This is a genomic window from Halomonas korlensis, from assembly GCF_900116705.1.
Lineage (GTDB): Bacteria > Pseudomonadota > Gammaproteobacteria > Pseudomonadales > Halomonadaceae > Halomonas > Halomonas korlensis.
The window spans coordinates 1-21,488 of record NZ_FPBP01000003.1; the positions used below are offsets into that span (position 1 = coordinate 1).

14 protein-coding genes are annotated in these 21,488 nt (G+C 56.1%); 5 read left to right on the forward strand and 9 right to left on the reverse strand.

Annotated features, from left to right (window positions below; translation table 11 throughout):
* Positions 1–9 precede the first annotated feature (9 nt).
* The gene (locus tag BM341_RS04750) at positions 10–912 is read left to right on the forward strand and encodes a sugar kinase (RefSeq protein WP_089794170.1); all 903 of its coding nucleotides are present in this window, start codon (positions 10–12) and stop codon (positions 910–912) included.
* 16 nt (positions 913–928) lie between these two features.
* Here the strand turns inward: BM341_RS04750 and uxuA are convergent, their stop codons facing one another.
* The 9 genes from uxuA to BM341_RS04795 form a co-directional block, all read right to left on the reverse strand.
* The gene (gene uxuA, locus BM341_RS04755; protein ID WP_089793466.1) at positions 929–2,104 is read right to left on the reverse strand and encodes a mannonate dehydratase; all 1,176 of its coding nucleotides are present in this window, start codon (positions 2,102–2,104) and stop codon (positions 929–931) included.
* A 15-nt stretch (positions 2,105–2,119) separates the two neighbouring features.
* A complete protein-coding gene (locus tag BM341_RS04760) occupies positions 2,120–3,589 on the reverse strand; it encodes a mannitol dehydrogenase family protein (protein ID WP_089793468.1) in 1,470 nt (489 codons plus the stop codon).
* A gap of 47 nt (positions 3,590–3,636) precedes the next feature.
* On the reverse strand, positions 3,637–4,917 hold the full coding sequence (locus BM341_RS04765) for a TRAP transporter large permease (protein ID WP_089793471.1): 1,281 nt from the start codon (positions 4,915–4,917) through the stop codon (positions 3,637–3,639).
* Positions 4,908–5,432, reverse strand: a complete 525-nt coding sequence (locus BM341_RS04770) for a TRAP transporter small permease (RefSeq protein ID WP_245784172.1) — start codon at positions 5,430–5,432, stop codon at positions 4,908–4,910. Before BM341_RS04770 ends, BM341_RS04765 begins: the two co-directional genes overlap by 10 nt.
* A gap of 150 nt (positions 5,433–5,582) precedes the next feature.
* Positions 5,583–6,551, reverse strand: coding sequence for a TRAP transporter substrate-binding protein (locus BM341_RS04775; RefSeq protein WP_089793475.1), 969 nt, complete (start codon positions 6,549–6,551; stop codon positions 5,583–5,585).
* 59 nt (positions 6,552–6,610) lie between these two features.
* The gene (locus BM341_RS04780) at positions 6,611–7,633 is read right to left on the reverse strand and encodes a Zn-dependent oxidoreductase (RefSeq protein ID WP_089793477.1); all 1,023 of its coding nucleotides are present in this window, start codon (positions 7,631–7,633) and stop codon (positions 6,611–6,613) included.
* A gap of 12 nt (positions 7,634–7,645) precedes the next feature.
* Positions 7,646–8,857 carry a D-mannonate dehydratase ManD gene (manD, locus tag BM341_RS04785; protein ID WP_089793479.1) on the reverse strand — a complete coding sequence of 404 codons (1,212 nt, stop codon included), beginning with the start codon at positions 8,855–8,857 and terminating at the stop codon, positions 7,646–7,648.
* Positions 8,854–9,591, reverse strand: a complete 738-nt coding sequence (locus tag BM341_RS04790; RefSeq protein ID WP_089793481.1) for a GntR family transcriptional regulator — start codon at positions 9,589–9,591, stop codon at positions 8,854–8,856. The genes manD and BM341_RS04790 overlap by 4 nt, the downstream gene beginning before the upstream one ends.
* Positions 9,592–10,433: 842 nt before the next feature.
* On the reverse strand, positions 10,434–10,808 hold the full coding sequence (locus BM341_RS04795) for a histone-like nucleoid-structuring protein, MvaT/MvaU family (protein WP_089793484.1): 375 nt from the start codon (positions 10,806–10,808) through the stop codon (positions 10,434–10,436).
* Positions 10,809–11,945: 1,137 nt separating this feature from the next.
* Between BM341_RS04795 and istA the strand changes: the two genes are divergently transcribed.
* The 4 genes from istA (at position 11,946) to BM341_RS04820 (ending at position 21,339) form a co-directional block, all read left to right on the forward strand.
* Positions 11,946–13,130, forward strand: a complete 1,185-nt coding sequence (istA, locus tag BM341_RS04800; protein ID WP_089793486.1) for an IS21 family transposase — start codon at positions 11,946–11,948, stop codon at positions 13,128–13,130.
* Complete coding sequence (istB, locus tag BM341_RS04805) at positions 13,127–13,933, forward strand: IS21-like element helper ATPase IstB (protein ID WP_089793488.1); 807 nt, start codon at positions 13,127–13,129, stop codon at positions 13,931–13,933. Before istA ends, istB begins: the two co-directional genes overlap by 4 nt.
* A 1,911-nt stretch (positions 13,934–15,844) precedes the next feature.
* Positions 15,845–18,262 (forward strand): hypothetical protein, encoded by a 2,418-nt coding sequence (locus BM341_RS18930; protein ID WP_139232973.1) that lies wholly within the window; start codon positions 15,845–15,847, stop codon positions 18,260–18,262.
* The gene (locus tag BM341_RS04820; protein WP_089793496.1) at positions 18,259–21,339 is read left to right on the forward strand and encodes a tyrosine-type recombinase/integrase; all 3,081 of its coding nucleotides are present in this window, start codon (positions 18,259–18,261) and stop codon (positions 21,337–21,339) included. The genes BM341_RS18930 and BM341_RS04820 overlap by 4 nt, the downstream gene beginning before the upstream one ends.
* Positions 21,340–21,488: the final 149 nt, after the last annotated feature.

A 21,488-nucleotide genomic window follows, 5' to 3' on the forward strand; every position in this document is an offset into this window, starting at 1 on the left:
CCGGGGGCCATGCCCGATATCGAACACTTCCAGCGCGGCATAGCCGGTGCCGATACCAATGTCGCCATCGGCCTGGCCCGGCTCGGCTTCCACGTCGGTTGGTTGAGCCGCGTGGGTGTCGACAGCTTCGGCGACTACCTTCGGCGCACCCTGGAGGCGGAGGGCGTGGACTGCCGACACCTGATCCATGATGCCGAGCATTCCACAGGGCTGGTGTTCAAGGAGCGCGCCTTTGGCGGTGCCGACCCTCGTGTGGAGTATTTTCGGCGGGGAAGCGCTGCCAGCCACCTGTCACCGGACGATGCCGCATCGGTGGATTTCTCGGCCGCTCGCCACCTGCATGCCACCGGCATCCCGCCTGCGCTCTCGGCCAGTTGCCGTGAGCTCTCCTGGCACATGCTGGACCAGGCGCGCCGGCACGGCGCCAGCATCTCCTTCGACCCCAACCTGCGACCCAGCCTGTGGTCCAGCCAGGACGAAATGCGCGAGACGCTCAACGCCATGGCCGCCAAGGCCGACTGGGTGCTGCCGGGCCTGGCCGAGGGTCAGCTGCTCACCGGGCGGGTATCACCCGATGATATCGCCGGCTTCTATCTCGAGCGTGGCGCCAAGGCGGTGATCATCAAGCTCGGCCCCGAGGGCAGTTACTACCGTGGGGTCCTTGATGGGCATGAGGCATCGTTCAGCATGGCCGGTGTCGAGGTCGACGAGGTGGTGGATACCGTCGGCGCCGGGGACGGCTTCGCGGTAGGCGTGATCAGCGCGCTGCTTGAGGGGCGCTCACCCCGCGAGGCCGTGCGTCGCGGCAACTTGATCGGCGCCGAGGCCGTTCAGGTGCAGGGCGACATGGAGGGTCTGCCGAGCCGCCAGCGCCTGGCAGAACTCGAAGACGACCTGTCGTCCATGGACTGAGCCCAACGCGGGTGGATCAGGTCAGCTGCCGTACGGCGTGCTCCACCCCACGCAGCTCTGCCAACCCCTTGAGGCGTCCGTAAAGCGGATAGCCCGGCGCGGTATTGCGGTGCTGGTCGTCGAGGATGTGGTGGCCATGATCGGGGCGCAGCGGCAGGCGTGGGCCGCCCTCCCGCTCGCGACGCCGCTCTTCGGCCACCAGTGCTGCGATCACTGCGACCATGTCCACATCGCCGTCGAGATGCGCTGCCTCGTGGAAAGAGCGCGGATCCGGCGCCTCGCGTCGGGTGGCGCGCAGGTGGGCGAAATAGACGTGCGGCCCGAAGCGCCGCGCCATCGCCGCCAGATCGATATCGGGGCGTACCCCGTAGGAGCCGGTGCACAGGGTCAGGCCATTGGCTGGGCTGGGCACGGCATCGAGCAGCCACTGGGCGTCATCCGGCGTGGAGACCACCCGCGGCAGCCCCAGCATTGGCCGGGGCGGGTCGTCGGGATGGATCGCCATGCGGATGCCGACTTCCTCTGCGACCGGAATCACCGCCTCAAGGAAGTACGCCAGGTGCTCGCGCAGGCGCGCAGCATCGATGTCGGCATAAGCGGCCAGCACGCGGCGGAACTGCTCGAGCGTATAGTGCTCCTCGGCGCCCGGCAGGCCGGCGATCAGGGTACTGATCAGGGTATCGCGGCCGGTCGGGTCCAGGGCCTCGAGATACACCCTGGCCTCTTTCTTCTCGGCATCGGCGTATTCGGCATCGGCGCCCGGTCGGGCGAGCAGGTAGAGGTCGAAGGCGGCGAAGGCGACCTGGTCGAAGCGTAGCGCCCGGCCGCCGTCCGGTAATGGCCAGGACAGGTCGGTGCGCGTCCAGTCGAGTACCGGCATGAAGTTGTAGCAGACGGTGTCGATGCCGCAGGCCGCCAGGTTGCGCAGGGTCTGGCAGTAGGTGGCGATCAGGCCATCGCGTTCGGGCAACCCCTGCTTGATCGCCTCGGGTACCGGCACGCTCTCCACCACCGACCAGGTCAAGCCAGCGGCCTCGATCAGCGCCTTGCGCTCTTGGATCGCCGCGACCGGCCAGACCTCGTCATTGGCTATCTCGTGCAATGCCGTGACGATACCGGTGGCTCCCGTCTGGCAAATCTCATCCAGGCGGATGGGATCATGGGGGCCGTACCAGCGCCAGGTATGTTCCACAGGAGTCTCCTCGTGTTAGGTACGCTCGAGAGCGTTCAGAGCCCCGGCGAGACCTTGTTTTGTCAGGGAACGATAGGCATCGAGCACCGCCGCGGCGAAATCGGAATGGTTGGCCAAAGCCGGGGGGACAACGTCATCCATGGCCAGAAAGGCCGACACCAGCGCATCTGGGTCCTGGCCGTGACGTTCATGGAATTCGGCAAAGCGTTTCCCTAATGGGTCGTCCACCTTGTAGACATGACCCTGGCTGTCCCGGCCGGCGGTATAGCGGATCCAGGCGGCCAGACCCAAGGCGACGCAAGGCGCCGATTGCCCCGCCTCGAGACGCGCCAGGGCACCCAACAGCCAGCGCTGGGGCAGCTTCTGACTGCCGTCCATGGCGATCTGGTGAAGGCGGTGGCGCAGGCTGTCATTAGCGAAGCGCTCAAGCAACGAGTCGGCGTAGGCGACCACGTCAGTGCCCTCGGGCATGGCCAGTGTAGGTGCTGCCTCATCCAACATGTAGCGGCGCAGCAGAGCCCGCAGGTCGTTGCGGCTGACCGCCTCGAACACCGTCTCGACTCCTTCCGACGCCCCCAGGTAGGCCAGTAGCGAGTGGCTGCCATTGAGCATCCGCAGTTTCATGGTTTCGAAGGGCGCTACGTCGGCGACCATCTCTACACCATCGCTCTGCCAGTCGGGGCGCCCTTGGGGGAAGTCATCCTCGATGACCCACTGGATGAAGGCTTCACTGACGACGGCATTGGGATCACTGACACCCAAGGTTTCGAGTCGCTTAAAATCAGCCTCGGTCATGGCCGGCACGATACGGTCGACCATGCTACAAGGGAAGGCGACTTCATGTTCGATCCAGGCGGCCAGTGATTCATCGCGACAGGCCGCCAGTTGAATCACGGCTGTCCGGGTTCGCCTACCGTTGTCGGGCATATTGTCGCAGCACAGCACGGTGAAGGGGGCTCGCCCGGCGGCCTGTCGACGTGCCAACGCCTCGACAAGGATACCCAACGCAGTGCGGGGATCCTGGGGATGAGCGATATCCGCCGCGACCATGGGGTCTTCCGTGATCAGCTCACCGTTAGCCGGGTTGAGAAAGTAGCCCTTCTCGGTCACGGTCAGGGTGACGATGCGCGTCTCGGGGGCGGCCAGCCGCCCCAACAGCGCCTCGATATCCCGCCCCCAGTGACCACTGGCGTCACGACCGCTGAAAAGCGTCTCCTCGATTACCCCGATCTCGCGCAGGGTCAGGGTATCGCTATCGGCGTATTCCGCCACGTGGTAGCGATAGCCGGCCTCTCGCAACGCATCGACCAGCGCCACGTTGGAACGCAGGTTGGCGCTGCTTACGCCCCAAGTGCGGTCACCGCTACGCTGGCGAAACCGCTCCAGGAAGACCGCCTGGTGTGCGCGATGAAAAGCGCCCAAGCCAAGGTGGACAATCGACACCTGGCCCCTTCGGGCAGCGGCAGGAAAATGGGTTATGGTCATTAATAGCCTTTTTGGTTATCGAGTGCCGTCTAGTTCAGCCCTATCGTCTACTCGCCCATCAACAGGTTGGGCAGCCAAAGCGAGATGGCCGGAATATACGAAACCAGGAACAATACAATCAGGTTGCACACCAGGAACGGCACAATGGCACGAGCGACGCTGAGCATCTGAAGATTGCCAATACCGGCTACAACGAACAGGCAAACGCCCACGGGGGGTGTCGTCAAGCCGATCATCAGGTTGAGTACCGCCATGACGGCAAAATGAATAGGATCCATGCCGATTCCGGTAGCCACGCCCAGCAACGCTGGAAACAAAATGATCAGGGCAGCGATCGTCTCCATGAAAGCACCGACGAACAGCAGGATTAGGTTGAGGATCAAGATAACGATAAGGGGATTCTCACTGATCGACAGGATCCCGGCGGCCACCATCTGCGGAATTTGCTGGCTGGTCAGGATCCAACCGAACAGGTTGGCCAGTCCCACCAACAGCAGCAAACCAGAAGAGGTCAGCACCGTATCGGTCAGTATCGCCGGCAACTTGCGCCAGGTGAGGCCCTTGTAGACATACATACCGACGATCAGTGCGTAGAGGCTCGCTACGATGGACGCTTCCGTCGGGGTGAAGAAGCCGCCGATGATCCCGTAGAGAATGATGGCCGTCATCAGCAGCGCCCAGAAGGCGGTGCGTCCTTCGTGCAGCAACTCGCGCAGGGTGGATCGGCGCTCCTTGGGATAGCCGCGCCGAACCGCCAGGATATAGACGGTGATCATCATCGCTACACCTAGCAACAGGCCCGGAATCGCACCGGCCAGGAACATGCGGCCCACCGAGACCCCTGCCAGCGAGCCGACGATAATCATTGGCACACTGGGCGGAATGATCGGCCCTATGGTGGATGATGCCGCTGTTACCGCAGCGGCAAACGGCTTGTCGTAACCCGACTTCGCCATCCCCGGGATCATCACCGAGCCGATACTCGCAGCATCGGCTACCGCCGTTCCCGATATGCCACCGAAAATCATTGAGCCACCGACATTGGCCAGCCCCAGCCCACCTCGGATATGCCCCATCAAGGCATTACAGAAACGTACGATGTGCTCGGTGATGTTGCCCACATTCATCAAATTGCCCGCGAGCACGAAGCCGGGAATACATAGCAAAACGAAGGTATCGATGCCGGCATACATGCGCTGCGGCACGATAGTGAGCGATATACCCTCGAGGAGCAGGAAACTGAGAGAGGAAATACCCAATGCGAAGGCGATCGGCATACCCAGAACCAGCAGCACAAGAAAGACACTGAAGAGTACGATCACTTCCATGACTCAATCTCCGGCTTGCGCTGCAGGGCGATTAACCCCTCGATAACACCGACAACGCTATAGAAAAGCACCAGTGCGAACAGCACGACGGTGGAGAAGAAAATGTAAAGCATGGGAACCTTCAAGGTGGGTGAGGTCTGCCATGCCCCATTCTGGGCATATAGCCAGGCGTAGGGCAGCACTACGAGAGCGAAGGCGCCGATCATTAAGCTGATCAGAATTTGGTAGCCAGCGCGTGCCCGTAACCCAAGCTTGTGGTGATACAGCTCGACATTGACATGGCTATGGCGTCGGATTGCGACCCCCGATGACAGCGCCACCATGTAGATGAAAAGATAGCGTGAGAGCTCCTCGGTCCAGGCCGGTGAATAGGGCAGAAATAGACGGCCCGATATCTGTAGCAATACCGTGGCGGCAATCGCTACCAACGCCAGGTTGGCAAGCAGCACGAATAGCCCATCGACCCAGCCCAGCACACGCCCGATCGGCCCCGTAAGCTTCGGAACCTCGGCCATCGCCTCCAGACTTGGCGCTTGATATTCGTCTCGTCCTGCCCTCGGCGTATGTCCTTGATTAGGAGAATCCATAGACTACCTCTTGGAGAGCTTGGCCTCCCCGGCATGCATGGAAGTGGGCGCGGACAGTTACCGCGCCCTCAGGGTGAGTTAAAGATTCTGGATCGCGTCGAACAATTCGCGCTGCTCTTCAGACAAGGCTTCCAGGACGGCCGGACGTGCCTTTTCCGCAAACGCCTCAGTGTCGACCTCGACGAACTCCATGCCGCGCTCCGTGAGTGATTCCTCCAGGCGCTGCTGATCCTCTTCGAACAGCTCGGCCTGATAGGTCTGCATCTCCTCGGCGGCATCAAACACCACCTGACGCAGCTCGTCGGACATGCTGTCGAGCTGGTTCTTGCCGATCACCACATAGATCCAGCTACGCACATGGCCAGTGAGGTTCACGTAGTCCTGCACTTCGTAGAAGCTGGCGCTTTCGATCAGGCTCAGTGGATTCTCCTGCCCCTCGATGGTGTTCTGCTGCAAGGCCGTGAACACTTCACTGAAGGCCATGGGAGTCGGTCGTGCGCCTAGGGCTTCCCAGGTATCGACGAATAGCGGCACGTTGGGAACCCGCAAACGCAAGTCATCCAGCTCATCCGGCTGAGTGATGGGTTCGTTGGAAGTCAGATGGCGCGGGCCACGCTCGAACCAGGCGATCGGTACCAGATTGGTACGCTCAGTGATCTGCGCTTCGATCTCCTCGCCGATCTCGCCCTCGACCGCCTGACGCATATGCTCGGAATCGCGGAAGGCGTAAGGCACTGCCATCATGGCCGCCTTGGGCGCCCAGTTCTGCAGACTCTCGCCGGTGATGGTCATGTCGGCCGTGCCCAGCTGGATGCTGTTGATCACATCCATTTCATTGCCTAACTGCTCGTTAGGGAAGAGCTGCACCTCGATGCGGCCGTCGGAGTTGGCTTCTACCTTCTCCTTGAACTTTACCGCGGCCTGGTGCCAGATGTTCTCCTCATTGGCCAGGTGACCGAATTTCAGGGTGATGTCTGCCGCTAGGGTAGCCTGGCTACCGATCAGGGCCGCTCCGAGGACGGCGCCGGTGAAGAGCTGTTTAATCATGGTGAAACTCCTGCACGTTGCTGTTGTGCGTTGTGGTAGGACTGGATTGGCATACCCCGTCAGCTGCCGATCTGGATCAGCACCTTACGAGCCTTTTCGGGATGATGATCGAGCATGTCGATGGCGCCGGGCATCTCTGTCAGAGGCAGGCGATGGCTGACCAGCGCCAGCGGATCGAGACGCCCTGAAGCCATGAGATCGATCACCTCCGGAAACTTGCGATTGTTCAATCGCGAGCCGACCAAGGTCAGCTCCTTCTTGATTACCTCCAGCTGCACCAAGTCACTGGGATTGGGATTGAAACCCAGCAGTCCAATACGCCCCGCCGGCGAAGCGATACGCAGCATCTGCGGCAGTAGCGCTGGGACGCAGGCGGCATCGGCGATCAGCGGGATCCCCTCGCCCCCTGTCAACGCCTGTATGGCGGCCTCGATATCCTCTTCACTACCATTGAAGGTTCGCGTCGCGCCCAATTCACGCGCCGTGGACAAGCGTTCGTCGATCACGTCGGCGACCGTGATGTCCTCGATACCCAAGGCACGCGCCATCTGCAGGATGGTCAGGCCGATGACACCGGCGCCGAAGATCAGCAGACGATCACCCGGGATGGGCTGCATGCGATCCAGCACGTTGGCGGCGATGGTATACGGCTCGACCAGGGCAGCCGCATCCAGACCCACGCTTTCGGGAAGGAGGTGAGCATTGGCGGCCGGCACGTTGACCCGCTCCTCAAAACCGCCGTTGCGGTGCACCCCGATCACTTCGAGAGCGGTGCAGACATTGGGACGGCCGATACGGCAGGGATAGCACTCGCCGCAGTTCACTACAGGGTCGATGCACACGCGATCCCCGATCGAGAGGCCCTCGACACCCTCGCCAAGCGCCTCGACCGTGCCGGCAAACTCATGGCCGGTAATGCGAGGAAAACGCACGAAGGCGTTGTCGCCATGGATGATGTGCATGTCAGACCCACAAATTCCCGCATAGGCGACGCGAACGAGCACTTCACCGGGAGCGGCCTGGGGCACTTCAACCTCGGTGATGGTGTAGTCCAAGGGCGCCCTGACTTGAAAAGCTTGCATCTTATTGCCTCCTTACCAATGCCATAGCGTGCCGTCTTCGAGACGATTGACCGGCAGACTGGCGCGCTTATAGGGATATTGCTGGGCCAGTTTCTCGTCGATATCCACGCCGTGTCCGGGAGCTTCGCCGACGATGAAGTGTCCATCCTCAAAACGAAAATCGTGGGGAAAAACCTCGTCGGTCTCCTCGGTATGGGGCATATGCTCCTGAATACCAAAGTTGGGCACCCAGGTGTCGAAGTGGATGGCCGCACCCAGACACACCGGCGACAGATCGGTGGGGCCATGAAAGCCGGTGCGCACGTGATAGAGCCCGGCCAGGTCAGCAACCCGCCGCATATGGGTGATGCCGCCACCATGGGAGAGTGGCATGCGGATATAGTCGATCAACTGATTCTCGAGCAGCTCCCGATAGTCATGAATCGAGTTGAAGACTTCCCCTACCGCCAGGGGTGTGGTCGTGTGCTGGCGAATCAGGCGGAAGCTTTCCTGATTTTCGGCCGGGACGCAGTCCTCCAGCCAGAACAGGTGATAGGGCTCGACTTCCTTGCCCAGCCGTGCCGCCTCGATGGGCGTCAGGCGGTGATGGACGTCGTGCAATACATGTAAATCGTCACCGAAGCGTTCACGCACGGCGGCGAACAGCTTGGGGACATGATTCAGGTATTTTTCGGTGCTCCAGACGTGCTCGGCGGGAAGCTCGGCATCCGCCGGCTCGTAGCGCTCACCCTCACGTTTCGCGACTCCATAGATCGTAGGAATGCCGGGGACACCGGCCTGAACACGCACCGCCCGATAGCCGAGCTTGACGTGCGTCTCGACCTCATCGAGACAGGTCTCGATATCCTTGCCGGTACAGTGAGCATAGGTCATCACCCGCTCGCGGCTCTTGCCGCCCAGTAGTTGGTAGAGCGGCATCCCGGCAAGCTTGGCCTTGATGTCCCAGAGCGCAACATCCACCGCGGCGATGGCACTCATGGTCACCGGACCGCGACGCCAGTACGCGCCACGGTAGAAATAGTGCCAGATGTCCTCGATTTGCTGAGGATCGCGGCCGATAAGCGCCGGGATCACGTGCTCATCGAGATAGGCCATCACGGCCATCTCGCGGCCGTTGAGGGTGGCGTCACCGATGCCGTAGACGCCCTCATCGGTAACGATCTTGAGGGTCACGAAGTTACGCCCCGGAGAGGTCACGATGGTGTAGGCCTGTTCAATCTTCACTGGCTAAGCTCCATGATGTGGGCGGAGGGCTGCTGGGTCTCGAACATATCGGGGAACCGGCGCATGAGCTCTGGCAATGAGTGTAGAATCTCGCGCTGGTGGACGCCCATCGCACGAGACGCTCCTGCAGGATCTCGGTCGACGATGGCATCGACGATTGCCTGATGCTGGTCGGCCAGCTTGGGAATAGGCGTCGACTCTGGAATACTCAGATACCGCACCCGATCAAGCTGAGCCTTGACCTCCTCGGTGACTCGCCAGGCGGCCGCTTGGCCGATCCCTAGCGCCAAGGCGCGATGAAACGCCTCGTCGAGCTGAAAGAAACGGTCGTAGTCGTCCGTTTCGCTGCAGCGTCGCTGGCGCTCGATCAGTTCGTGCAGCTCATTCAGGGTGCGAGCGTCCAGCCCTTCCTCCGCCGCGGCATGCGCGACGGCCACTTCGATCGCCTCGCGTACGAAGCGGGCCTGAAGCACGGCCTGCTGGGACACCCTCACCACATAGGTTCCACGCTGGGGGCGTACTTCGAGCAGCCCCGCCTCAGAGAGCCGAATGAAAGCCTCGCGCACCGGCTGGCGACTCACTGAGACGGTCTCGGCGATCTCCTTCTCCGACAGTGCCTGTCCCGGCACAAGCACCATCCGAATGATCGACTGACGCAGCACCTGATAGAGCCGTTCACGAACTGAGCCGCTTTCGCGTGTCTCCTGCCATAGCCCCTGCAAGGTCATGTTCATGGTGCTCGCCCCGGTTAGGAAGGAAGGGAGGCCATGCCTCCATACCTGATATGACTAGTATGGTAGTATGGCAATGAAATATTTTCGCCTCGACTTTGGTATAAAGTCAGACGTAATAGTGCAGGGAGGCAAGGGGACCCAAAACGGGCGTGCCACGAGACGGCCAGCCACATGGAACTCGACGTCATCGGTGAGCTATGCCGCTACTTTGGCTGCCAGGTGAGAGAATTCGTTAACTACAGCGAGGTGCCGAAAAAGGGGTAAAGCCAGTAAATAGAGGGGGGCTAAATATCTCGAGTGATTCACTTACTGATGTCGATTAAAACCCTCGCTTTACCAGCAAACCTAACGGAGAAGCCGTGCTCTCTCGATCCGTTGCTTCAGAAGATGGATCCCCTTGCTCAGGAGCCTGAAGAGCTCAAGCTTGGCTTGGCATGCTGGATGTCGAGCGTGATCTCTGGGATCTACCCAACGAAAGGAATCTTCGGGCAGCAGCGGAAAGCGTATTCGGCGACAAGGAACTGGCACATCGCTGGATGACCTAGCCGCTCCACCAGCAACTCGAAGACCGCTTACCATAAGCCGTCTTTTCAGAGGGTCCACAACCTGTATACGATCTGCTGATTCGGATTGAGCATGAGATTTATAGGCGAGAAGGAGTCTGTCTTCGACCAAGGCCATGTGAAACATGATGAGCCGGCACAGCTAATCGTTACCCGAGTTGAAGCTGTTCCCAGCGATCACGTAGCGCTTCCGTGCGCTGCTCTCTTTCCAAGTGTTCAGTTATGCAACGGCAACCAAGCTACTACCCCACCCGTGAAGAATTGTCAGGGTAAGTTCGCTCAGGCTTCCTCTCTTACCAGCCAAGATTCCACGGTCTCGGCACCATGCTCATCCTTCCATGCTTTCAGGGTCTTCTGATTGCCCCCTCGTGTTTCCACTACCTCGCCCGTATTGGGGTTCTTGAAGATCTTCAGCTTCCGCTTGGCACGCCCGGTGCTCTTGGTGCTGCTGGAAGCATTGGCCGGTGCCGATTTGGGGTTTAACAGGCGGATGACATCAACGGCGGACTTGTCAAATTTCTCCATCAGCGCTTCAAGCTTTTCCTTGAATTCAAGCTCAGCCTTTAGGCGGTCGTCGTTCTTGAGTTGCTCCAGCTTGTCTTGAAGTTGCTTAAGCTGCTGCTCTTTTTGTAAATAGGTCGCGAGAATGGACATCTATTACACCTCATGAAGTTGGGTTGATTGTCGATTGTGCCCGCAGCTATCGCTTTATTCAATCACCAATATGCGATTTGTTCGGGAAAAATATCACCCTGTATTCAGACCTGCTCCGGCAGAGATTTCATGTAGTGACTTTAGCATCTCTTACCAAGTCTCATAAGCGTAGCGAGACTGCAGAACATTAGCCGACGTCGCTGCACTACCAGTGCCGAGACGGTTGACGAAGGAACTACTGTCGATGCACCTGATGGATGTGCAGCATCTGCGGACCCGGTCTATACATCACGTCCAATGACAACTCACCTCCACCGGCTTGGCTATCGGGTCAACTGCAAGCATAGGCCGACTTCGCCTGGTACAACCGGGAGCGGCCTCACGGGGCTGAACGACGCGACAATGGCTGAAGTGAACTTTCAACGACCTCACCCAATGAATTGTGACCCGGGCAGCCTAACGCCTCATGAACACGATCAGAGCGTAAATGACCTGTCAGGGGATCTACAGGATCGTGTTCTCTTCAGCGATGGTGACGCTAGCCTGTCGCGAGCGTTGCTTATGCGCCTATTTTTCAGTCAGCGAGTAACTGTCGGGCTACGCGTGGTCGATTATCCTGCACCCTTCACCCCATAACATATTCCCTCAGGCTTTTGGGAAGCCCAACCGTATCGGACAGAAGTGCCAAGGTAGGTCCTATAACATATTGCAAGGTTCTTTTGGGAAGCCACCAGGCCTGAGCAGAAAAACGGGAGGATCCGACCCATAACATATTTTTCGCGTGTTTTGGGAATCTGGCCAGGCGACGCACTTCCCTATACAGATGGGCATTTGTTGTACCGTGGATACTCACATGAAAGAGAGACATAACAGATGCTCAAGTTCACCTACCGTCACTACCCAACGTTCACAAAGCGCTATATTCGTTTCAATCCGAAGCAGCATGGTTTACCCAAAAGCCCAGCCATTGAGAGGGAAATCTTCAGGAGGCACAACGACTGCTGTGCACGCAGCGGAGTGGCAAACACGGCGTTTGTCGACGCCGGCGCTATAAGTCCATAAATCATCAAAGCAGATTGTCCCCCCGACCCGCATGACCTTTCCTTGTTGGTGACCAAACCGTCAAGAGATCGCGCCATGCTAAGCCGAGAGGACTTTCTCATGATAAGACAACTCCACCAGCGAGGCGCCCACCTCGTGGATATCGCCCATCAGATCGGCTGTTGCGAACGGACCGTGCGACGTCATCTGGCCCGTGAGGCGGCGCCGACCGGGCGACCCGCCAAGCCCCGCTCAAGCAAGCTGGATCCCTACAAGCCGATCATCGACCAGCTGCTGGCCGAGAATGTCTGGAACGCCGAGGTGATCTTCCAGCTGATCCGCGAGCAGGGCTACCCCGGTGGCCCCACCATGGTGCGGAGCTACATCCAACCCAAGCGGGCATTGCGGCCCAGCAAGCAGACCGTGCGCTTCGAGACCCCGCCCGGCTTCCAGCTTCAGCATGACTGGGGCGAGATCGAGACGGTCATCGCCGGCCAGTGCGGCAAGATCAATTTCGCCGTCAACACACTGGGCTATTCACGCCGCTTCCATGCCTGGGCCGCGCCGAGCCAGGATGCCGAGCATACCTACGAATCTCTGGTGCAGGCGTTCCGCCACTTCGGCGGCGTGCCGCGCACGGTACTGGTCGATAACCAGAAGGCGGCGGTGCTCAAGCAGGACCGTGACCACCGGGTGATCTTCAACGCCGGTTTCCTGCAACTGGCTAATCACTACGGCTTCGCCCCCAAGGCGTGCCGCCCGCAGCGCCCGCGCACCAAGGGCAAGACCGAGCGCATGGTCGGCTATGTGAAGCAGCACTTCTTCCAGCGCTACCGCGCATTCGAAAGCGTTGCCCATCTCAATCGGCTGCTGTTGCTATGGCTTGCGCGCGTGGCCGACGAACGACCGTTACGCCAGTTCCGTCAGACGCCGGCCGAGCGCTTTACCGCCGGAACCGAGACGCTCCAGGCGCTGCCGGCCACGGACTTCGATACTCGCTACCACGACCTGCGCCAGGTCGGCTGGGACGGCTACATCGAGGTCCGTGGTAACCGTTACAGCGTGCCGGATAGCTACGGCGGCCAGGCGGTGGTAATCCGCCTGAGCCTGGATGACGAACTCACCGTCTACAGCACCGCTGGCGAGGCCATCGCCCAGCACCGCCTCCAGTCCCCTCAGGCCGGGTGGCACACCGTCCCGGAGCACCATGCCGCCCTGTGGCAGCAGACCCTGGCCGTGCAACAGCGTGACCTGCGGGTCTACGAGGAGGTGCTGCAATGAGCCTGGAACAGCTACTGACCCGACTGAAGATGGAGCACCTCCAGGCCTCGCTCGACAGCCTCTGCGAACACGCCAGCAAGCAGGATCTCAACTACCGGGAGTTCCTGGAACAGGCCCTGGCCCAGGAGTGGGGCGGGCGCCACCAGAAGGGCCTGGAGTCCCGGCTGAAGCAGGCTCGGCTGCCGTGGATCAAGACCCTGGAGCAGTTCGACTTCAGCTTCCAGCCGAGCATCGATCACAAGATCGTGCGCGACCTGGCCGGCCTGGGCTTCGTCGAACGCGGCGAGAACGTGGTGCTGCTCGGCCCGCCCGGTGTTGGGAAAACGCATCTCGCCGTGGCCCTGGCGGTAAAAGCCGCCGAAGCCGGCCACCGCGTGCTGTTCATGACCCTGGACCGGCTGGTCAGCACGCTGATGCGGGCGCGACAGGAGAACCGCCTCGACCGGCAACTCCAGCAACTGACCTACCCCAAGGTCCTGGTGCTGGATGAGATGGGGTATCTGCCGATGACCCGCGAAGAAGCCAGCCTGTTCTTCCGCTTGATCAATCGGCGTTACGAGCGGGCCAGCACGATCCTCACCTCGAACAAGTCGTTCATGGACTGGGGCGAGATCTTCGGCGACCAGGTCATCGCCACGGCGATCCTGGATCGGCTGCTGCATCATTCGACCACCCTGAACATCAAGGGCGAGAGCTACCGGCTGAAGGACAAGCGACGCGCCGGTTTAGTCACCACCCCCACCCCCAAGGAGAACGACACCCCACAAGAGCCTGAGTCTGTTCCGATGAAAGAGCACGGATAAAAACCGGACAATCTAAAGTGATGAAAAGCGGACAACCTTCATTGGCGTTGACACGTTGAAGGCGAATTAAGATCGTTCCAGCGGCTGCAAGAGGGCCAACAGCGGATCCCCCTTTGTCGTGCAGCAGGGAGTAAACCATCCGCCCTTGCCCAAGGCACGTGCAAGCACTTGATGCGGTACTCAGAGCACGTTGCCCTCCGGCCCCGCGCAGGACCCCACCCTGCCATCTTCCTTTTCCCTCAAAAATTCACCACTGCCCAATCCCAGGCCGAAATAAGCCATCCAACGACAGCAAGCCCTTTCACCTGCCGAATCAGCACCACAAGATCGGCCATTTCATGGCTCTGACAGCCCCGGTAGATACCATCGAGGATGAGCAGACCGCGGACGCGTACCTCATCGCCCCAAGAGCCAACTCCTGAGCGGGTGAGGATCCTGCAAACCGTACTCAACTCCCAACCCGCGTGAAGGGTAGCCGGCACGGCTAATGGGACGACGAAAATCAAATTGCCGATTTCATGGCGTTAGCAGGCTCGGCGGTTACCCTCGGGGTGCAAGCCAAGCAGATTACCCGAAGGTAAATAGGCGGAGGAGAGGCCGAATGGGTGCACGCACATCATGTTGGGCTGCCCGCCCGCTCGGAAATTTCCGACGCGACAAAGGGGGACAGATATCAGATCGCCGATTTCATGGCGTTAGCAGGCCCGGCGGTTACCCTCGGGGTGTGAGACAGGCAGATCACCGAATGGAAGATAGATAGGAGGATGAATGATGGAGATGAGTGGAAATGGATAGCGACACACCCAAGCTCAGGGAAGGACAACACGAAGCGTGGCCGTCGCTCCGCAAGCAGCTGGCTCTCCAAAATCGTCAATGTTATGGGCGCGAGGGGGCGCTCGATACCAGCGGAGGGCAGGAAGCCGGTGATCAAAATCCCGCAGACAGTCGCGGTTACTCATCTGGTGGGGGTCTGCGAGACATCCAGAGGGCGCACAGCCGACCACATATTCCATTATTCTTAATTTCAGGCCTTTGCATATGAATAAATAGACTTAAAAAAATGCCCAAATGTTCCCTATTGGGCATACCCGTGTCGGTAGCATGGCTAATGAGATGAGTAGTCAGCTAACACCGACATGCGAATCGCTTTGAAATATCGATACTAAGCACTGCCCTTAGCAGCTGAAGAACATGTTTTAGACAAACCCAGGTACAGGAGTAATTCATATATGAATAAACCGCCACCGTAACCCTCAGTGTGGTCCCGGCACCACATACCAATATCCAGCTAACCCTGCTCTAGAGAGTCGAAACGACTAGAGGCTATTAGCCATCTAGCAGGGAGCTGTCTGTCACATTTAACCCATGAAATTTTCAGGGGGCAGGGATGGTTTTGTCTGAAACATATGGCAATCGAACATACAAACTGGTTGATGTGGAAAAAATCTACCTTCCAGAAATGAACAAGAAAACCGCGCAAATGCTAGCCAGCTGTTTGCCAGTGGTTAAACACCTGGACGTGCTGAGCGAGGCGTCACGAAGTGCATTTGTCTACCAGCATCCTCCAATAGTATGCGATCAGGGCAATGGCACATTCATTATCGTAGGCAACCTTCGAGCGTTTGAAGTTGCAAAATCCTTAACGAGTCGAAAAACACCATGCATCGTTATTAGTTGCAAAAATCAACATGATCAATTGAAGCTTCTGCTCGCTAACGAACTGTTGAATCTCATATTTTATAGTCTAGACGCGCGAATCAGCGAACACAGAACCTTACAGTTTCGACAAACCATCCACGGAATGGACCCACATTTTCTAGAGCAAGTTGGTGATTCGTTCACCGCAAAAACGAAGTTTTGTGATTTCCTTGGAATAAACAGGCGGACAAAGAGCTAACAGTGGATAATGTCATGACAAATATCACCCTATCAACGCAAGGCCTCATCCGTGAGGCCTTCCAACCACGCGCGGATTACTATGAAGTCACGAAGTGGGGCACATATATCCGCGAAATTTTAAAAAATCTCAACGAGTTAAATTCCCACTTCCAATCTGACACCCCTTGTTGGCCTCCCCTTCAGTTGGAAAAAGCCATTGAAGAGCTCAGTGAGCTATCCGTTGTGGAAACCTGGGTTGCCGATCTTGACTCACTACCCAAAGATAAAAGTAGCGGTATTCGAGCAGCAGCCCCGATCACCTCATCATTAGTGAATGTCAATGACCGACCGGCAGGGCTGGTAGGCACACATCTTATTATGGTGGCCCACATCATTTACGCAGCAAAGTGGTGGAGAGATGAGATTGAAAGAAATAAATGCGAATACCATGAGCCGGAAACCAACAAGAAGCTATTTAGAGAACGGTACCAGCTAAGCCTGGAGGCGGCATGTCGATCCATGCGCCTCATGTCAAACGCCACACTAGAAAACACCGTATGGGATACATACGACTCTGAAACATATTACGCAAAACTAGCCATCATTGTCGAAGAAACAAAATACGGCACAGCGCTTAATGACAGAAACAAGGGATACATTCAAAACATCGAGCGAATGATAGCCTTCGCCTATAAAAAACGCGGGCCTCATGAAGGACCCGTGCGTCGCAATGTGGCATCGAGAGAGGGCGAAATAGAGAAGAAATTAACTTATGAAATCGTAACACTCGGAGGCGATCAACCGGCAAGCCTGCTAAAACGCTACATCGACTATGGCACCGACGATCCAGTAAAAAAAGAACAGCTAGAAAAACGGCACAGGGCCAATGGACTTGCTACGTCCGAAGAGCTATCCGGCATAGAACACCAAAGGGAAGCTTCGCCTATTAAGGCGAACAATGGCGATAGCCCACTCCAGTCAAAAATCCGCTCACAATTAAAAACGAAACATATAACAAAGAAAGCTCAACTGACACCATATCGATGGGCACAGCTTAGCCGCGTAGAGATAAGACACTTATGGAGCTATATAAGAGAAAAATCTAACAAAAAAATTTCCATTGCGCTTGCCTTAATCATGATGACAGGTCGATCCCTGGAGGAAGTCGTGAGTGCCAGGGTAGTTAAGACGAGAAAACAGCTACCTCAAAACATGAGCGAAACGGATCTCTTTATCGTTACCGAGGTTGCATCTTGGGTATCAGGCATTATAGAGCCGGAGTCACGGCGCCAACTGAATTCCCAGTGGGAAGGTATGTTTGAACCCACTGCAAAAAAGGTCTCATTTAAAATACCAATGGAGTTTAAAAGCATCATATTACCCCTTGCCAAACGAGCGGATGAGCGCTCGGAAAAACGGTCTGCTGCATTTTTCAGTGGCATGAGACTTTCTGACATCAAGGGGGACCTTCCTGATGTGTTGTCTGAGCTGACAAGCCGATATAGTACACGAATCACTTTACATAGGATAGAAGGAGTCTTATTTGATACAGCTATTGCTGGTGGTCAAGACATTGCCGATGCCTGCCTGATTTCGGGTCGTTACCCCCCAACAGGAAACGTGTCATCCCTATATTACTATTCACCTAAAACTAAGCATCTTCGCGACGTTTACAATCAAACTGCTGACGTAATTCAGCATGTTGCTATTGGCTTTTCACCACACCAACTCTCCATGATAGATGACAATCAAGACGATGAAAGAGCAGGGTCTCCCATCATGCCAACTGATGCGTTTGTCTCGAAGATGGTCCATGACCTTAAGCTGAGATACCAAAACTCGATAGCAGAAGCACATTGCACAGATATACTGATAAAAGCACATAATGCATTCACAGTATACACTGTCATGTTGATGATGTTCAGCACTGGCTATAGGAGTGTTAAGGATCCGCTTTCCGATTTTCGTCACATCAACAAAAGAAGAAAAACGATTGTCATTGCCGACAAAGTGGATGATAGCCTTACGAATTCCAGGGTAATACCCGCAACGGATCTTCTCCTCAACCAGCTCCATCACTACGGGACACATTGTGATTTTCTGAAAAGCCGCATGGGGCTCTTTTTCAATCAGGATACATCACGGCCCTTTTTCTTCCTGAATAAGAACATGGTACCCAAGAATGTGACTCCAGAGCAGCTTCAGCGACACCTTTCGCTAGAGGCTACTCCCCCTCTGAACATGAACCGACACTACCTGAGGACTCGCTTGAGGGAGCTGGACGTTCCGGGCGAGTATGTAGATGTTTTTATGGGACACTGGGGTATAGATCAAGCGCCGTCGGGCCGCCATTCGACATTCTGTTTAAAAAAATACCTAACAGTAGTTCGAGAGACACTGGATACGATCCTAACCTCAAATAGCTGGAAAGAAGTCAGGGGATTCTCATGAACTTTGATAAAATCTGGTCTGGCTGGAAGCTTGGCGCCCCCAAAGAAGCGGCCTCAGTTGAAGGGGGCGACAAAACCCGCGCCGTTATGAGAAAGAATGAGCAATTTAATCGAACAAAGCGAGTTATGGTGAAAGTGTATGAGCTCGATCCAGGTTTATTTTACGGCATCGAAAATATTCACATTACTGAAGAAAAAATCGAAGAACTGGTCAGCTTGGTAGGTCAGGAACTCAATGGTACACCTTATAAACAAGCACACAACTTCCTGTCGAAAGGACTGTTCAACGGATGCGAACAGCTTGGCTGGCAGCTCCCAGTCCCTCCTCCCATCCACAACAGGTTCATCGAACAAAATCAGTTAACACCCGAAGACTACGAACGATTACATGAACTTGATCAGATTATAATTGCGCATGAGAAACGTGGCTTGTCGCAGTACGCGGATTATCGCTCCCCCGAATGGGTTTTTGGACGCTTTGTGTTTTCATTGATCACAGAGGGAGGCCTGCTCAACAAGCATTGGTTGTCTAAACTAAACTCCGCAGTACGATCAGAAGTGGGCATGCTTGAAGGCAGGGTGTATATCACACTTAATGAAAAGCGTGCGTCCAGCTCAAATCATGAAGACCTTAATCACACTTTTTATCGCAGGGTATTCCTAGGCCCCACCAGTCAACTTACATTGTTTCGCTCCCTGAAAAACATTAACTCTCTACATTACATGGCAAAAAACCCAGCTGACTGTCTTAAAGAGTATGTTGCGAATATCTGTCCGAATATTAAATTACCAAAGGACAAGTTGATTGATTTTTTAATAGAGACTTCGATCACCGCTTCGCTACATACGATTCCTGGCTATCTCGTACATTACTCAAGGTCAAGAAATGTCAGTATATCGCTTGATCCCGAAACCTGGCACCGCTTGACCACTGGGCATATCAATCATGAAAATCACAACAACAATGAAAACAATGATGACCTAAACTTCAATACATCATTTTCTATTAACGCCAACACGCTCCACACAGGCGCGTCAAGCTCAAATCAATCTGTAAGGTTTTCAGAAATTCATTCGCTTTTACAAACTCATAGCAGCCCGGGAAACACAGGGCGAAAAATCGTGAAAGACAACTTGTATGCTTTTTTATCTGCATCACATCTAAACAGTCCAATTGTCCAAGCTATTGGTCTATGGACCCTTCACCTCCTAACGCATGGAGGCGTCCAAAAAAGCACAATCACCCTATCCACCATCAAAGGGTATATTGGAAAATCCGGAATTTATGGACGATACCTAACATCGCTGGCATCACACCATGAAGACCTGTCTGCACTGCGCCCAGATCAGTGGGGTGAAATTTACGAAAACATCTTGCTAACATCAAAAAGCGATGGGAATCATTACTCCAAATCATGGGCACTCAACCAGTTTCATAACTTTCTTCGGCAGAATTACGACGACATTCCCGATATCGATATTGGATCTTCAAAACGACAAGAATCTCGTGTTGACAACAACATCATCACCCCGGCCGAGTATATTCGGGCAATTGACATCATCCAGCGCTCAGACCAAGGGCAACGTTTCAAAATGATGCAGCAATTAGCGTTGATGCTCGGATACCGCTGTGGGTTTCGTCGCAGTGAAATCCAGCATCTTTCCATGGCAGACATGCATTGTCATCTCGAAGGACTGACGACTGATCTTGAAACTTGGATTCGAAATGGAAAGACCGAATCGGCGACTCGTCGTGTTCCGCTTGAGCACCTTGCCCTCAGCTCAGAGAAGAGTGAATTGATACAGTGGCTGAGATTACGCGAAGGTGAGTCACCGTCATCTTCTCTCATGCGGGAATTGTTATTCTGCCTCCCCGGCCAGTATCGCCGTCCGCTCAGCGATCTGGAACTTTTTTCTCCCATAACAAAAGCACTGAAGGTGGCCAGTGGTACATACAATGTGCGTTTTCACCATCTCCGCCACTCGAACATAAGCTTTACACACGTGCATCTCGATGACCCTAGCCATGATTTTTCATTTCCTCTGGAATGGGCCCAAGATGATGAAGGGAACGTGATAATGCCTCACTGGCAGAGTGATCTCTCTCAGCGTCTCGACTTGGCTCCCCGAGAACAAACGACGCGGACGCGATTTTGGGCGTTGAGCGAATTGCATGGCCATATCAGCCCGGCGGAATCACTTCGCAGCTATGCGCACCTCACGGACTGGGTACTGGGTGCTTACCTCTGGGAAGCTGATGAGTTGGAACTAACATTGAATCAACAGGCGGCTCTTTTAGATATTTCGAGAAAATCGCTATCAGTGAGGCGATCCCGGCATAAGCTGCAAGGTTCCACAACATCAAAGGACCTTGCTCAGGCACTGAGTAGTCAAGTATGGGGCCCCTTTCTAGCCTCTTCTCCCGAAGGCGACTGGGGCACTTATGAACCTTCCGGGCAGGCCCAGATCACGACCCCCCTCGTCAAATTATTAAACCCTCTTTTCGTCTATCGAGTACTCGCTACCATTGAAAAAGATGAAAAAAATAAAAAACCATTGCCCAAAGCCCAAATCATGGCGGCACAACGGTTTCATCTCTCCGAGACGGTAGTAGCAGAGTGGGTAAAGCAGGCAGGCTCACTGATGGCATTAACCACTAATCGCAGCAATGGCCGTCAGCGCTACGGGCAACGGCGACAGAAATACCCTTTGTCCGATAAGCAGCTCAATCAAACGTACCTGCCTGAGCTCGGGCGCTGCCCGGCCCCGCCGCGATCACCGGAGCAACAGAATGACAGCCATTGGTTTTTCCAACACATCATCGATTGGTTCCTGGAGGCTCCCGATGACTGTCTCGAAAGCCTGAAGGTCTTTCATGATGCAGCTCAGCGATCCTCTGGCCAGGTCGATTTCCGCTATAAATCGCAGCCAGGCCCCGCCAGTCGCTTCACCCGGCGCTCCCCGTGTATCAGCAGTAGAAACACCCCTTCGGTGCGTATCAAACCCCGGCTATGGTCCATCAGCACCCAATCGCCATCGGCGAGGGTGCCCCCGCGTACCTTGATAACGACCACTTGAGCCGGGTCCAGCCCCTGGGCGGCCATTTGGTCGCTCGGGAAATAGAGCGTCTTCTCGATCGGCTCTCCCTCGAAGGGGCACTCAACGCTCTCAACGACGCATGTCAAGACAGCAAAGGGCTCAGACACTGGGTAAAGTCAGATAACATG